The organism is bacterium SCSIO 12643, assembly GCA_024398135.1.
Lineage (GTDB): Bacteria > Bacteroidota > Bacteroidia > Flavobacteriales_G > Salibacteraceae > CAJXZP01.
In genome coordinates this window covers 2,039,300-2,055,669 of sequence record CP073750.1, presented here as the reverse complement: position 1 = coordinate 2,055,669, position 16,370 = coordinate 2,039,300, and the positions used below count along the sequence as shown (strand labels likewise).

The following is a 16,370-nucleotide window of genomic DNA, read 5'->3' as shown; positions in this document are numbered from 1 at the left end:
CCACACACAAAAGGTCATCTGGTTTCAGATGGCCTTTTTTTATACCAAAGGAATACTTAAAACCCCAGCGATAGTCAAGAATTTGTATATGTTATTAAGTAATTCAAAGTCCCTTTTTTCCTGGGCTTTATACAATAAATAGCCACTCCAAATCACCAACAACTCCCCCATAAAAAAATAACCCATCACCAATGTAAATCCCTGCAAATAGAAAAGAACACCAAATGGAATTGCAGTAGTCACCATCAATAACCCTAAAATCATCTTAGTTTGACCTACACCTATTTTTATAGGTAATGTTTCATATCCAAAAATGATATCTCCCTTCTCTGATAGAATATCTTTCACCACCTCTCGGATTAAGACAACTAACCCAATAAAACTGAGATATAGAAATAAGTCAAAACTAAAAGCACGATAATATACGATCACCACAAAGAATGGCGCCAGTGTCAGGATAGCTGCTGATAGTTCACCAAGGAAAGCTTTCTTTTTTAGCTTATGAGAATAAAACCATAATGCTACACTAAACAAAAAGTTAAACAACATGACTTTCTTAGATACATAAAAGCTTAACACAACCCCTACGGTATTAAAAAAGAAGTAGACATTCAAACAAGTTGTTTGACTTACCAATCGACTAAAAATCACTTTATCGGGACGATTGACTGTATCTCGTTCCAGGTCATAAAAACTATTGATTATAAAACCTGAAGCGATAATAAATGCAGTTGCAACAACAGATAAATGCAAATAAGGATCTAAAAGCAATTCTAATTTATCCTTCCCATCATTTAATAAATACAATGCAGCCAGATACTGCGCAACGACTACAGTTAAAATACTGTACCACCGAATTAAGGATAATAAATACCAGGATTTGAATATGGCGTAACGCTGACGTCTGTTAAACAGCGGGCTCAAAACTTATAAATTACTTCTAGCTCTTGACCTTGAAGCATTTTCTGCGCTTTAGGAAAATCACGGGTAAAACCTAGGATAAACCCTCCGCCACCTGATCCACACAATTTTAAATAATACGCATTTGATTTTAATCCGTCTTCCCAGTATTTCTGGAAATTAGAAGGAATCATCGGTTTAAAGTTTTGTAAAACCAATGAAGAAAGATGTTTTAAACTATCAAAAAGTGGTTGCGTCTCCCCTTCCAGAAAAGCTGCGATACACTGATCGTTATATTTCTTAAAATCTTTACGGATCATATTACGAAACCCTTCGTGTTTCATACGCTCCATAAAAATATTAACCATTCCCTGAGTTTCTCCGATAGTTCCGGTATTCATCAAAAAGATCGCTCCATCTCCTTCCTTTTCATCAGGAATCCCAATGGTATTCACATCACTTTTTGATTTGATCAATACAGGTAACTTCAAATAACAAATCAACGGATCTACTCCAGAGCTCTTGCCATGAAAATATGATTCTATCTTTCCAAAAGCAGACTTTAATTCTAAGATGTTTTCTTTAGAAAGCTCATTTTCGGGATCAATTCGATCTACAGCGTACTGATTGTAAACTGCAGCTACCAGGGCTCCTGAACTTCCTACTCCATACCCTTGCGGAATGGTAGAGTCAAAATGCATTCCTTTTGAAATATCCGCTCCAAAACGGTCTAAATCTAAATCCACAGGAAGTTCCCCAGCAGCATTTAGTTTTGCTAGATGCGCGTGAAATTTCACCAAATGTGCATTTGATTTCTGAGCGTCTGCTTCATCAATATCCTCAAACTTTAACTCTCCCATATATGCTTTATATGGAATAGATAAACCCATGGAATCCTGAATAATACCGTATTCTCCGAAGAGCAGAATCTTTGAATGAAAGAGTGCTTCTTTAATCATTTTTTAACTCTTGAGGACCGTGTCCTACCGTATCGCAAATATACATCTGATTTTCACAATAGCCAATTAACTCATTTTTAATCCAGTATAAAACCTCAACGGACTCTGATTTTGGATACAATAAATGCACGTTTGCTCCTGCATCCAGAGTAAAATACACATGCTTTCCTGATTCTTTACGATACTCCCATAATTTCTGAATCACCTCAACAGTATTGGGTTTCATCAACATAAAATAAGGACTGGAAGTCATCATCATTGCATGTAACGTCAATGCTTCACTTTCTACCAATGCACCAAATTCTTCCAGATTCCCGGATTTTAAAATCTCATCCAAACGTTGCGTATTCTCACGCGCCTGGTCAAATCTGGTTTGCGCAAACGGATTTTTATGCATCAATCCATGTCCCACCGTGCTAGACACTTCTTTTTGACCTCTCTCAATCAACAAAATCGTATCTTGAAAATCATCAAAAACCTTATGGGTATCTGAAAGTGGAATCGCTATTTCATTACTTGAATTTGAAATAGTGCTTTCACCCCAGGTAGTTAAACCACCATACACTGAACGACATGCACTTCCTGAACCCAATCTCGCAATAAAAGAAGCTTTTTTGTAAAAATACGCTTCGGTAATCTCCGGGTTTAATAAACGTTCAATACCCATTAAGCATAAAGCCATTGCACTCATCCCTGAGGCAGAAGAAGCGATCCCACTAGAATGCGGGAACGTGTTCTTTGTATCAATTTCCAATTCTAATTCCTTTAAAAAAGGAAAGTAATCTTCAATCTTCTTTAAAAACAAAAACGTTTTCTCCCCGAACTTACCAGCTTCTTTTCCTTCGAACATGAAACAGACCTGTGGACCTGAATTCACATTTGCTCTTCGTTTAAAACTGATGGAGGTAATCGTTTTACTTTCACTTAGCGTAAAACTAATAGATGGGTTGGCCGGAATTTGATTTCCGGTTTTACCCCAATATTTTACCAAAGCAATATTGGATGGGCTTTCCCAACTCACTTTTCCTGAAAAATCTTCAGGAACATGTAATATACCTCCTGGTTCGATCATAACAAACGATTTTAAAACTCTGCGTTTCCCGGAGTTCTTGGGAATGGAATTACATCACGGATATTGGTCATTCCTGTTAAGAACAAAATCAAACGCTCAAACCCAAGACCAAATCCACTATGTGGTGCGGTTCCAAATTTACGTGTATCCAGATACCATGATAATTCTTCTTCTTCAATTCCCATGGTTTTGATCTTATTCAATAACACATCGTAGCGCTCTTCTCTTTGAGAACCGCCAACCATCTCACCAATTCCAGGGAATAAGATATCCATGGCTCTCACTGTTTTTCCATCTTCATTTTCACGCATGTAAAACGCCTTAATATTCGCTGGGTAATCAAATAGAACCACCGGTTTTTTAAAGTGCTTTTCCACCAAATATCTTTCATGTTCAGACTGCAAATCTGCCCCCCACTCATCAATTAAGTATTGGAACTTCTTCTTTTTATTTGGCTTAGAGTTTCTCAAAATTTGAATTGCGTCCGTATATGAAACTCGCTCGAAATCATTATCAATGACAAACTGTAATTTTTCTTTCAACTCCATCGGAGAACGTTCAACAGCTGGCTTCACTTTCTCCTCATCTATTAACCTTTTGCTCAAAAAGGTTAAATCATCACCACATGTATCTAAAACAGACTTGATCACATATTTCAAGAAATCTTCTGCTAAATCCATATTGTCATCCAAATCATTGAATGCTACCTCCGGTTCTACCATCCAGAATTCCGCCAGGTGACGCGATGTATTTGAGTTTTCTGCTCTAAACGTTGGGCCGAAAGTATAAACCTCACCCAATGCCATAGCACCAAGCTCTGCTTCCAACTGCCCCGAAACAGTAAGGTTAGTAGCCTTTCCAAAAAAGTCTTTTGAGAAATCTACTTCTCCATCTTCAGTTTTTGGTGCATTATTGATGTCAAAATTGGTCACTTTAAACATTTCGCCAGCACCTTCTGCATCCGAACCGGTAATGATTGGCGTATGCATCCACACAAAACCTTTTTGGTTAAAATATTCATGGATTGCATAAGCCGCAGCATTTCTGACTCTCAATACTGCTGAAAAATAATTGGTTCGCGGTCGTAAATGCGCAATTTCTCTTAAAAACTCCAGAGAGTGTCTTTTGGGTTGCAATGGATATTCATCCGTACTTGCCACACCTAAAATCTCTATTTCTTTCGCCACCAATTCAAATTTTTGACCACTTCCCTGACTTTCTACCAGGTCTCCAATAATGCTCAAAGCAGCACCGGTAGTGATATTTCTCATCACCTCCTCATCAAAATTCGGATTATCAGCCACCACCTGGATATTATTCAATGTTGATCCATCATTCATCGCAATAAATGATACATTCTTACTTCCACGTTTTGTACGTACCCAACCTTTAATGTTTACTCCTTCCTGTTGGCCTTCACTCACCAACAAATCTTTGATTTTTGTTCGCATTATTTTGTGATAAAAATTAAGCCCGCAAAGGTAGATAAATCAACTTATTGAAAATCATTTTTTGGGTTAAGGAAATTTAAATTGCCTATTGAGTAACTATTTTCTCCCGGAGCATCACTTTTCCTTTTTCATCAGAAATCGATATGATATACACACCAGGTGAATATCCGGATACATCGGCTTGATATGGCAAAGTGATTGTTTGTTTTTGAACCAATTCGCCATGAACACCATAAACCTCCATAGTTACATTTTTGGTTATTAACGGGTTATATATATTCAACACAGTTGAAGCAGGATTTGGTGACAAGATAAAATCAGAAGTATAATCGGGTTCAGACACACTTGTAAACAACGTATCTCCCCATGATTCACCATTTGCTTTTTTATAGCCTATTAATCTATCTTCTGAACTATATAATCCATGATATCCTGTATTAATAATTCCTAAACCTTCTGAACAATGCATACTAGGTCCTTCAACATCATAGTCAACAATATGAGAAGGGTATTCGCATATATTTCGCACTTTCCATAATTCATAATTTCTCTTCTCAATTCTATCTTGATCATCTCTAAACACCCATACAGATGTAGTTATATTTGATATTGAATCTGTAGCGAAAGTGTTTGGGAGTGCGTTAATCAGATATCCCGGGTCGCTTATAGAATAACTTATAATCCTAATATCTCTCTCAGGTTGTTGATAACGCGTACCTACTCCTGATTGATCATAACTTTGATAGGTTTGCCATGTCAAATCAACAGTATATTTAATAGAGTCTCCTGAAATACTTTTCGATAATATTCTCACCCTACTTAATTTACCATAGTATATGTGGGAATCACCCCCTCCAGACCTTCTATAGTAAACGTCCCCTACTTTAAAATCATAAATGTCAGACACCATGGGTATGATTCTTCCCATATTCAAATTCTGAACACCTACACTTTTAAATATATTTTGTTGAGACTTCCTAAAGTCAAAAGCAGAAACTACTCCATGGTTTTTCGATACATACATATTTCTACCCTTAAATTTCAACACTTTTACCGAATCCTGTACTTGGTATGAATGTAAAAATGCTGTATCCACAGATACCACTTTCATTGAGTCCATTGCCACACTATCACATATCCATGAATATCCAACGGGACTATTAGAAAAAATAACAAACTTCTTTTGGTCATATTTAATAGTTGTTTTAGTACCGGTAACCTCAACGCGGTGACCACAAAATTGTATCAAACTAAAATTTCTTTTATCACCAAAATGACTCCAACTTCCAGCCATACTTGAATCACATATTACACCATTACCAATACTAATAGTGTCTCCGGGAAAAATTCTATTCATAAAATAAGTAGTATCTGTTCCGTTTACCTGAGTACTATCCACCCAAACCGTAAAAAACTGATTATTATCTTGCCGTTCATAAACCAATGTATCGTTTGGCATCACAAGGCTCCAATCTTGAGCAACACTATCTTGAAAGGACAGTACTATTAGTACCAGTATGAGATAAAAAAACTTCATAGTAGATCGGACTTTAAATGATGAAAATACCTATAAATTCGATCATTAGCAACTTAACATATCTTAAACCTATTTATCACCTGTCATTCACCATCATTGACTTATTTTTTTAATTTAGCGGCTTTAATTGTAACAAACGGTAATTCCATATCAATCACATGGCTTCGGGCAACTCAGGTAAATCTTACTTCTCGGTTATCATTAGTATTTCGTTAGTGCTTTTTATGCTAGGTATTACTGGACTTTTGGTACTTAAAGCCAAGTCCATTTCTGAATCGGTAAAGGAAAATATTGGAATCACCATTTACTTACGTGACGATGTCAAAGATTCGGATGTGAAGAGACTTCAAAAGTCATTGGATGCTTCTCGTTATGTAAAGACCACCGAATTTGTTTCAAAAGACGATGCTGCTGAAATTCTTCAGGCAGATTTAGGTGAAGATTTTGTAGACTTTTTGGGTTATAATCCTCTTTTAACGAGTATTGATATTAAGATGAATGCGGAATATGCGCATCCGGATAGTTTAGCCTGGATAGAAGCGGATTTATTGGAGAACCCAAAAATTAGAAATGTAGATTACCATAAAGACCTTTTGGCTGCGGTAAATGAGAACATTCGAAAAATCACGTTGGTATTGGTTTCATTCTCAATTATGTTGCTTTTCGTTGCGATCGCACTGATCAATAGCACTATCAGATTGGCGATCTACTCCAAGAGATTCATTATCAGAAGTATGCAACTCGTTGGAGCAACTTCCAGCTTTATTACACGACCTTTTGTAGTAAAGAGTTTAATTAACGGTTTCTATGGAGCATTGATTTCCATAGTATTGATTGCTTTGGTAGTATATTCCATTCAAAACCAAATGCCGGAACTTTTTGACATCAACGATATTCAATTATATGCAATGGTTATTGTCGGAGTTATCGCATTAGGACTATTCATTAGTTGGATGAGCACTACTCTGGCTGTGAGAAGATATTTAAGATTAAAAACAGATCAATTATATAGATAAAATGGCAAATAAAAACGAAATTTCAGGAGGCGATCAACTGCCTTTTACTAAAACAAATTACATCTATTTAATTGCCGGATTTGTACTGGTTATTATCGGTTTCTTCCTGATGGCAGGAGGTGGGTCCGATGATCCAAATGTTTTCAGTGATGCTATTTTTTCTACCCGTAGATTAAGTGTTGCACCTATTGTGATTCTTTCAGGTTATGGCGTGATTCTATACGCTATTATGAAAAAAACCACTGAGTAAAATCTGATGAGCATATTAGAAGCATTAGTTCTTGGAATCATCCAGGGACTCACTGAGTTTTTGCCCGTAAGCAGTAGTGGGCATTTAGAATTGGTAAAAGCACTCTTTGGAGATTCAAGTCTACCTAAAGAAAGTATGGCTTTTACGATTTTACTTCATGGCGCAACTGCATTAAGCACCATTGTTGTTTATCGTAAAGATATTTTGGAAATCATCTCTGGTCTGTTCTCAACGGAATGGAATGAAGAGAAGATTTTTTCCGTGAAAATTATTTTATCCATGATCCCTGCCGCAGTGATTGGTGTATTATTTAATGATCAATTGGAAATTATGTTTAGTGGTCAGGTCTTGGCTGTAGGTTTTTTGCTTTTACTAACGGGAGGACTTCTGCTTCTTGCAGATCGTGCTAAAGCGACAGAAAAACCGGTGACATTCTTATCCTCAATCATTATAGGAATCTCACAAGCTATCGCTATACTTCCTGGAATTTCAAGGTCAGGAGCCACTATATCTACAGCCGTTATTTTAGGAATTGATAAAGAAAAAGCAGCACGTTTTTCTTTCTTAATGGTTGTTCCATTGATTTTGGGAAAGATGGCGAAAGACATTCTGGATGGAGGAACCGATTTCGGAACGCTTTCCATTCCTGTATTGTCTATCGGTTTCTTCGCTGCATTTATCTCAGGGGTTTTAGCATGTACGTGGATGATTTCTTTGGTGAAAAGAAGTCAGTTAAAGTATTTTGCATATTACTGCTTCGTTGTAGGTCTTATTGCCATCGGTATTAACTTGATCTAATGTCTCGGATATACGATTTCAAAGCCGGAGAAGTCCTTTTGGTGGATAAACCTCTCACCTGGACTTCATTTGATGTGGTTAACAAACTAAGATATCAACTCAAACATAAAACCGGAATAAAAAGATTTAAGGTTGGCCATGCGGGAACTTTAGATCCTCTTGCTTCAGGTTTATTGATTGTTTGTTGCGGAAAAGCAACAAAAACAATTGATTCTTATATGGGCATGCCCAAAGAATATACCGGAACAATCGTTTTAGGCGCCACACGTCCTTCGTATGATATGGAAACGGAAATTGATCAAACGTTTGATATTTCTCACATCACCGAATCAGCTGTTCACGAAGCGGTACAGTCGTTTCTTGGGACCATAGAGCAAATCCCACCACTTTTTTCGGCAAAAAAGATCGATGGGAAAAAAGCATATGAATTTGCCAGAAAAGGTATTGACTTAGATCTAAAACCAAACGTGATCACCATACATGAATATGAGATCACACGGTTAGAATTACCTGAAATTGACTTTAGAGTTAAATGCTCTAAAGGAACCTATATCAGATCATTAGCACACGATTTAGGACAAAAACTAAATGTAGGAGGCTATCTTAAATCTTTAAGGCGAACAGCTATTGGAGACCATAAAGTTGCGGATGCATCATCTATAGAAGAATGGATTGAAACAATTAAAAACAATCCATCTCCTGAGGAGTAATATTAAATCTACTTTTCACCTCTATGATAAGTAGTTATTTCATCTGATTTATTACAGGTTATTTTATATTTTTGCAGACTTTTAAACAATTCGCATGAAATTAACAAAGTTCAAGATTGATATTCCGGATGAGTTAATTGCTCAATATCCAGCACCAGAAAGAGATGAATCCAGATTAATGGTTTTGCATCGTGATACCGGTGAAATCGAGCACAAAACCTTCAAAGATATCGTGGATTATTTTGGTGAAGGTGATGTGATGATCATGAATGATTCTAAGGTTTTTCCTGCCAGATTGTATGGTAACAAAGAAAAAACCGGAGCAAGAATTGAAGTTTTCTTACTACGCGAATTAAATGCCGAGAGCAGATTATGGGATGTTTTAGTAGATCCTGCACGTAAAATCCGTATCGGTAATAAATTATACTTCGGTGAAAATGATGATTTAGTTGCTGAGGTAATTGATAACACCACTTCAAGAGGAAGAACTTTAAGGTTCTTATTTGATGGTGATTATAAAGAATTCAAAGAACTTATTTTCCAAATGGGAGAAACTCCGCTTCCTGATTATATCAAGCGTGAAGTTGAACCTGAGGATGTAGATAGATACCAAACTATTTTCGCTAAAAACGAAGGCGCAGTAGCTCCTTCATCTGCTGGATTACACTTTAGCCGTAATTTGATGAAGCGTCTGGAATTACATGGTGTAGATTACACTTTCCTTACGATCAATACCAGTTTAGGCAGTTTCCGTCAGGTTGAGGTAGAAGACTTGACGAAACACAAAATGGATAGCGAAAAACTAATCGTTCCGGAAACAACGGCAGAGCGCGTAAATCGTGCGATCAACGAAAAGAAGCGTGTTTGTGCAGTTGGAACTTCTGTTTTACGTAGTTTGGAAACCACAGTTTCTACAGATGGTTATTTAAAACCATTTGATGGCTGGTCAAACAAGTTTTTGTTCCCTCCACATGAGTTTTCTGTAGCAAATTCTTTGATCACTAATTTCCACAATTCGCACTCCACACTATTGATGGCTGTTGCGGCATTTGGAGATTATGATTACGTACGTCATGCTTATGATGTAGCAATCAAAGAAAAATACAGATTCCAGGCGTATGGAGACGCCATGCTTATCATCTAAGCATTTTACAACTTGAACAGTTGTATTCGGTATAAAAATGTCTAAAATCGATATACGTAAACTATCACTTGATGAGATCATTTCTCATACAAGCGAATATGGTTTTGAAAAATTCAGAGCACGTCAAATTCACAATTGGCTTTGGAATAAATCTGCCAAAACTTTTGATGAGATGCTTAATCTTTCTAAGAAGCATCGCGAAATTCTGAATGAACATTTTGAGATTCTTCCAGTAACTATTGCCGAATCTCAAAAGAGTATTGACGGGACATTTAAATATGCCTTAGAACTACATGATCACAAAATCATTGAGGGTGTTTTAATTCCAACCGAAACCAGAAATACCGCTTGTGTATCTTCTCAGGTAGGTTGTAGTTTAGCATGTTCTTTTTGTGCTACCGGTAAACTTAAGATGATGCGAAACATTGATGCGGCTGAAATCTACGATCAGGTTTCTATCATCAATGACGAATCTAAAAAGCATTATGGAAAGGGACTCACCAATATCGTCTTTATGGGGATGGGGGAACCGTTGCTAAACTATAGAAACCTACTAGGTGCCATTGATAAAATCACTTCTCCTGAAGGACTCGGAATGGCATCCAGAAGATTGACAGTTTCTACTGCTGGAATTGCAAAAGCCATCAAACGTTTGGGCGATGATGAGGTTAAATTCAATCTAGCTGTTTCACTCCATGCAGCTATGGATAGCAAACGCGATAAGATCATGGCCATTAATGAATCCAACAATTTGGATGTGTTAATGGATGCGCTGAAGTATTTCTATCAAAAAACAGGCAACAAAATCACATTTGAATACATCCTTTTTAAAGGGTTTAACGATACCAAAGAAGATGTTCGTGCACTAGCAAATCTATGTGCTCAGGTGCCTTCCAAAGTAAACATCATTGAGTATAACTCCATTGATGATTCTGATTTCTCAAAAAGTACGCGTCAGACCACCGAAGAATTTCAGGCGTTCCTAAAATATAAAGGGGTAGACTCTCAGGTTCGAAAAAGTAGAGGGGATGATATTGATGCAGCGTGTGGCCAGCTCGCCAATAAAAATGGGGCCGCTTTAAAATAAATCGAATCCAAGATTTACATACCCATGATTACTGGTGTTTCTCCTATATTTGCGTTCCAATTAAAATGAGTGTTTTAGATAAAATAAAGGCTCCTGTCGAAGCCGAAATGGCGGGATTTGAATCCAAGTTCAGGGAGTCCATGAAAAGTCGAGTATCCTTACTTGACAAAATCATGCATTATATTATCAAGCGCAAAGGAAAACAGATGCGTCCGTTGTTTGTTTTTCTCTCTGCTAAAATGGCGAATCAGATTACAGATTCCACATACACAGCAGCTTCACTCATAGAACTCCTACATACTGCGACTTTAGTTCATGATGATGTAGTGGATGTTTCCTACGAGCGTAGAGGTTTCTTTTCCATTAATGCATTATGGAAAAATAAGATAGCCGTTCTGGTTGGCGATTATTTACTTTCAAGAGGTTTATTAGTAGCATTGAACAATGACGAGTTTGCTATTCTTAAAATCGTAGCAAATGCAGTGAAAGAAATGAGTGAGGGCGAGTTACTTCAAATGGAGAAAACGCGTAATCTCAATTTTGATGAGAATATCTATTACGATATTATTCGTCAGAAAACTGCAACTTTAATTGCAGCATGTTGTGCAGCAGGCGTGGCCTCTTCTGGTGGGAATGAAAAAATGATTAAAGAAGCACGTCTATTTGGTAATGATGTGGGTATGGCGTTCCAGCTAAAAGATGACTTGTTTGATTTTGGTGAAGGTTCCAAAATCGGAAAACCTACTGGTATTGACATCAAAGAAAAGAAGATGACCTTACCTATGATTTACGCACTAAATAATGCGCCTAAATCAGATCGAAGTCGATTAATCCGAATCATTAAAAATCACAACGAAAACTCTCAAAAAGTAAATGAGGTCATTCAGTACGTTTTGAAAAGTGGAGGCATAGAACACACCAAAGCTAAGATGATGGAATTTGCGGATAGTGCAAAAGCCAGACTGGTTCATTTTCCTGATGGACAGGCTAAAGATTCTCTAATTGAATTGGTAGATTATACCATTAATCGTAAGAAATAAAAAAGCCCCACATTTACATGTGAGGCTTCCCTAATATTTAAAATTCCAGAACGTTTAATACGCTCTTTCGTTACTACCTTCCATGTAGTTAATGAATGCTTTATTCACCACTTTAAATCCACCTGGTGTTGGATAGTCGCCAGAGAAATACCAATCTCCAGGATTCTTAGGGCACGCATCTTTTAAGCCCTCTAGACCTTGATAAATAACCTCTACCTCAGCATCAATATCTGCAGGTGTTACCAATTCTGCAATTTTAGCAGAAATTTCTTCAGCCGTAAACGGATCGTATACTTCCTTCACATAATTCTTGATCTGCTCTTTTGGTAAAGTCTCTTGTGCTTTACATTTCTTATAGACTTTATCCAATAAATCAGATTGACCTCTATCTTCTAGTAAAGCCACAGCTGCACGGAATGCAATAAAATCTCCCATTTTAGCCATATCAATACCATAACAATCCGGATAACGAATCTGAGGTGCAGACGACACAATAATGATCTTTTTTGGATGTAAAGTATCCAATATTCTTAAAATACTTTGCTTTAATGTAGTTCCACGAACAATGGAATCGTCAATCATCACCAAAGTATCTTTTCGGTTTTGCACTACCCCATAAGACACATCATATACGTGAGCTACTAGATCATTACGTCCTTCATCTTGCGTAATAAACGTTCTTAGCTTCGCATCTTTGATGGCTAACTTATCCATCCTTGGAGCCAGGGCCAGTATCTCATTGATTTTCTCCGGAGTTGCCGCATCACCTAATTTGGCAATCTCTTTTGCTTTATATTCATTCAAATATTCATTTGCAGCACGCATCAAACCAAAGAATGATACCTCTGCAGTATTTGGAATAAATGAAAAAACGGTGTTTTTAAAATCACCCTGAACACTTTCCATAATCTTAGGAAAAATGTTCTTTCCTAATTGCTGTCGCTCCTGATAAATCTCTCTATCGGATCCTCTTGAGAAATAGATTCTTTCGAATGAACAAGCCAGGTTTTCTCTTGGTTCTAAAATTTGTTCAAATGATACTTCACCATCTGCTTTAACGATTAAAGCTTTCCCTCTTTCTAATTCCTGAACATCTTCGTATCCTACATTGAATGTCGTCTGAATTGCAGGGCGCTCGGAAGCCACAACGACAACCTCATCATCCTGGTAATAATATGCCGGACGAATGCCATTTGGATCTCGAAATGCAAATGCATCTCCATGCCCAATAATACCGGACATTAAGTATCCTCCATCCCACTCTTCTGATGCGCGTCTTAGTATATTAGCAACATTCAGGTTTTTCGCAATCAAACTGGTAATTTCCTGATTGCTATAACCCAATGTTTTGTATTTATCGAATAACTCCTGATTTTCTACATCCAAAAAGTGACCGATTTTTTCCATTACAGTAACTGTATCTGCTTTTTCTTTTGGATGCTGACCAATTCGAACCAGAATATCGAATAACTCATCCACATTGGTCAAATTAAAGTTCCCTGCTAAAACCAGATTTCTGGTCATCCAGTTGTTTTGTCTTAAAAATGGATGACATGCTTCAATAGAATTCTTACCGTAAGTTCCATATCTTAAATGTCCTAAAAATACTTCTCCGGTAAAACCTTCATTTTGCTTTAACCATTCTACATCTTGAAGTTTTGATGGCTCATCACTCTCATATTTTTTAAAACGAGAATGAACATGCTCAAAAACATCTTTAATAGGTTGATTATCTACCGATCTGTGTCTGGAAATGTATCGTTGTCCCGGATTCATGTTTAGCTTAATATTCGCTAAACCTACTCCATCCTGCCCTCTATTGTGCTGTTTCTCCATGAGGAGATACATCTTATTCAATCCATAAAAAGACGTTCCGTACTTTTTTTTATAATAAGTTAATGGCTTTAACAGTCTGACGAATGCTATACCGCATTCATGTTGGATGGCATCACTCATATATCACGATTTGAGCTGCAAAAGTAATATAAAGAAAGAGTTAACAACAACTTAATATTGGGGTTTAAGTATTGTATTTTCTTATGTTCTTGTTATTGAAACAATAGGAGATCGACTTAATAATCTCCTCTAGACTTAAATATATTGTAGCCTATCCCCATAAAGAAATGCGCCACATTCGCTTTAGGACTATAATGAACCAACGCTCGGATAGGTCCTATTGGAGAGTTATATGCCAATTCTCCTCCAAATCCCCAAATCTCTTCCAGATATTCATCTTTATATTTAAACTTATAAGGATCTTGAGATTCTACATAAAGTGTAGGAGTTTCATCTTTTACAAAAAGCGCCATGGGATATTTAGAATTTAAATAATTCAACTTCCCTCTAAAATACAATGCTCCCGCCACATTCCATTGAAAACCAAAAGACAGTGTCGCCATTTGGACCAAAGCAATTTCGTTTCGTTTTAATCCCCAAAATGGTGTTCCAGTTTTTAAAATCGGTGCAATCCCTCCAACTTTTGCGTAATCATTAAAACCAATATCGGTAGAACTCGAAAAATCTAATTTACCATCTAAATACAATGACAATTTGGGAAGCACAGGTAAAAACTGCTGCATGGAGAGTTGGTAGGAAAAATAAGGATCAACTTGTAAGCCTTGATTGATTTGTTCTGGCGTAATACTAGTGACATCCGGTTGTAACCTGGCCTTCATTTTAATATCAAAATTGTAACTGGCTGATGCGAAAATTCGGGTTCCTCTGGTCGGGAAAACCGCACGATCTAATGTGTTCAGATTTACATAAGCACGTAACGGATAAGCTGTTTGCTGCAAGTCTTTAATCAAACTATCCGGATTAGATGTTGGTCTTGCTCTGGCGGTTAGAATCCCTGTTTCCAAACCAAAAATCCAACTATTATTTATGGTATACGCGACCCCAACACTCCCAATAAATTCCTGATAATTAAAATCACTCGGTTGCCCATATAAGTTAGTCCCTGTAAATCTGGAATCTTTGGTCCCCTCGGCTTCCGCATATACAAACCCTTTTTGATCAATTCCGATGTACTTTAAATATTTCAATCCGAAAATTGGGTTTTCAGATATAAAACCATCAAAAATTAATCTTGAATTTTTTAATAGTAGATTTCTTAATGTAAAATTGACATTTAATCCCAAACTATTCTCATTATCGTAGTAAAATGATAGCTTCAATTTAGCCGGATTATCTTCTACAACCTTGACGTATAAAACCTGGGTGGAATCCGTAGTAGGGATCACATCAAAACCTACTTTTTTATAGTACATCGACCCGTACAATAAACCGATTTCCCTTTCAACCTCTTTAACTGATACCTTCCCCTTTCTTAATAGATTTAATCGCCCTTTTACAAATTTTTCCGAAGTCAGTTTGCATCCGGTTACCTTAATGTCTGAAATCACAAAAGCAGAATCCGTATTGGGCTTCTCAATTTTGACCTCATTTCTTCCATTAGGATATATTTTCTTGGCCAATGCCTCAAAAACTGCCTTTTGCTTTGCAGCCTCTATATATCCCATATTAATGATCGTATCCGCTTGATCAAATGCAAAAGTGGAGAATCCGCCAACCTGAGGTTTTATCACATAATCGCTCATCTCAAGTTGCTTTTTTGTGTCTTGAACACTTAAAAGCCACGCAGTTTGATCTAAAATAGAGATCATACTTTGCAACTCATCTTTCTCTTTGAGCGGAGCACCCACGTCTACGGATATAATAATATCCGCTCCCATATCCTTAGCTTCCTGAACGGGTAAGTTCCTTGTCCATCCTCCATCGATCAGTAACAACGAATCATATTCCACAGGGGTAAATGCTGTTGGAATAGCCATGCTTGCACGAATAGCTGTCGTAATATCACCTTCGTTTAATGCAACAGGTACTCCATTCACAATATCCGTGGCAACGCATGTGAAAGGAATTGGAAAATCTTCAAAGCTTTCTATCCCATGTACTGGGTAAGTCAATCCAGATAAAGTTTGTAGAAGGTTTTGTCCTTCTATCAGACCTCCAGGAAGTGAAACTCCTGATTTCTTAACATCTAGTTCGGTTAGAAAAGTACCATAGTAAGGTTTTTCTGCTACGGTAACTTCTTTTAAAGAGACGGTATTAGACAAAACAACTGTCCAATCCGTTGTATCCGAAATATTTCGCATTTCTTCAACAGAGTATCCCATTGCGTAGAGCGCCCCAACGATGCTACCCATACTGGTTCCTGTAACGTAATCAGGAATGATCCCGACTTCTTCAAGTAATTGGATTGCACCGATATGCGCAAAACCTTTTGCACCACCACCACTCAAAACCAAACCAATTTTTGGTCTGCTTTCATTCTTCTCTTGATTTTGAGCAAATACATTTCCTAAAATCAAGAGACAAAAAGCAAGTAGTAGCGTTTTTTTCAT

At 37.1% G+C, this 16,370-nt stretch carries 14 protein-coding genes; 7 read left to right on the top strand and 7 right to left on the bottom strand.

All coding sequences use genetic code 11. The annotated features are described in order from the left end of the window. Positions 1 to 39 precede the first annotated feature (39 nt). From KFE94_08700 to KFE94_08680, 5 genes are all read right to left on the bottom strand, one after another. Positions 40 to 924 carry a geranylgeranylglycerol-phosphate geranylgeranyltransferase gene (locus KFE94_08700; GenBank protein UTW68176.1) on the bottom strand — a complete coding sequence of 295 codons (885 nt, stop codon included), beginning with the start codon at positions 922 to 924 and terminating at the stop codon, positions 40 to 42. Further along, positions 921 to 1,856, bottom strand: coding sequence for a mevalonate kinase (locus tag KFE94_08695; GenBank protein ID UTW68242.1), 936 nt, complete (start codon positions 1,854 to 1,856; stop codon positions 921 to 923). The genes KFE94_08700 and KFE94_08695 overlap by 4 nt, the downstream gene beginning before the upstream one ends. Next, a complete protein-coding gene (locus tag KFE94_08690; GenBank protein ID UTW68175.1) occupies positions 1,852 to 2,931 on the bottom strand; it encodes a diphosphomevalonate decarboxylase in 1,080 nt (359 codons plus the stop codon). The genes KFE94_08695 and KFE94_08690 overlap by 5 nt, the downstream gene beginning before the upstream one ends. Before the next feature lie 11 nt (positions 2,932 to 2,942). Next, the gene (gene asnS / locus KFE94_08685) at positions 2,943 to 4,382 is read right to left on the bottom strand and encodes an asparagine--tRNA ligase (GenBank protein ID UTW68174.1); all 1,440 of its coding nucleotides are present in this window, start codon (positions 4,380 to 4,382) and stop codon (positions 2,943 to 2,945) included. Between the two features lie 85 nt (positions 4,383 to 4,467). After that, the gene (locus KFE94_08680) at positions 4,468 to 5,919 is read right to left on the bottom strand and encodes a T9SS type A sorting domain-containing protein (GenBank protein ID UTW68173.1); all 1,452 of its coding nucleotides are present in this window, start codon (positions 5,917 to 5,919) and stop codon (positions 4,468 to 4,470) included. Between the two features lie 158 nt (positions 5,920 to 6,077). Between KFE94_08680 and KFE94_08675 the strand changes: the two genes are divergently transcribed. The 7 genes from KFE94_08675 to KFE94_08645 all read left to right on the top strand — a co-directional run bounded on the left by KFE94_08675 (position 6,078) and on the right by KFE94_08645 (position 11,964). Continuing rightward, a complete protein-coding gene (locus tag KFE94_08675; GenBank protein UTW68172.1) occupies positions 6,078 to 6,935 on the top strand; it encodes a permease-like cell division protein FtsX in 858 nt (285 codons plus the stop codon). Between the two features lies 1 nt (position 6,936). Beyond that, a complete protein-coding gene (locus KFE94_08670) occupies positions 6,937 to 7,185 on the top strand; it encodes a DUF3098 domain-containing protein (protein ID UTW68171.1) in 249 nt (82 codons plus the stop codon). A 6-nt stretch (positions 7,186 to 7,191) separates the two neighbouring features. Next, a complete protein-coding gene (locus tag KFE94_08665; GenBank protein ID UTW68170.1) occupies positions 7,192 to 7,983 on the top strand; it encodes an undecaprenyl-diphosphate phosphatase in 792 nt (263 codons plus the stop codon). Continuing rightward, on the top strand, positions 7,983 to 8,693 hold the full coding sequence (truB, locus tag KFE94_08660; protein UTW68169.1) for a tRNA pseudouridine(55) synthase TruB: 711 nt from the start codon (positions 7,983 to 7,985) through the stop codon (positions 8,691 to 8,693). The genes KFE94_08665 and truB overlap by 1 nt, the downstream gene beginning before the upstream one ends. A 94-nt stretch (positions 8,694 to 8,787) precedes the next feature. After that, positions 8,788 to 9,837, top strand: coding sequence for a tRNA preQ1(34) S-adenosylmethionine ribosyltransferase-isomerase QueA (gene queA, locus KFE94_08655; GenBank protein UTW68168.1), 1,050 nt, complete (start codon positions 8,788 to 8,790; stop codon positions 9,835 to 9,837). 37 nt (positions 9,838 to 9,874) lie between these two features. Beyond that, a complete protein-coding gene (rlmN, locus tag KFE94_08650; GenBank protein ID UTW68167.1) occupies positions 9,875 to 10,924 on the top strand; it encodes a 23S rRNA (adenine(2503)-C(2))-methyltransferase RlmN in 1,050 nt (349 codons plus the stop codon). A gap of 65 nt (positions 10,925 to 10,989) precedes the next feature. After that, positions 10,990 to 11,964: a polyprenyl synthetase family protein gene (locus KFE94_08645; protein UTW68166.1), complete on the top strand. Its 975-nt coding sequence runs from the start codon at positions 10,990 to 10,992 to the stop codon at positions 11,962 to 11,964. Positions 11,965 to 12,018: 54 nt separating this feature from the next. Here the strand turns inward: KFE94_08645 and KFE94_08640 are convergent, their stop codons facing one another. Together KFE94_08640 and KFE94_08635 are read right to left on the bottom strand one after the other, a co-directional pair. Next, positions 12,019 to 13,920, bottom strand: coding sequence for a class II glutamine amidotransferase (locus KFE94_08640; GenBank protein UTW68165.1), 1,902 nt, complete (start codon positions 13,918 to 13,920; stop codon positions 12,019 to 12,021). Positions 13,921 to 14,036: 116 nt separating this feature from the next. Continuing rightward, positions 14,037 to 16,370 (bottom strand): patatin-like phospholipase family protein, encoded by a 2,334-nt coding sequence (locus tag KFE94_08635; GenBank protein ID UTW68164.1) that lies wholly within the window; start codon positions 16,368 to 16,370, stop codon positions 14,037 to 14,039.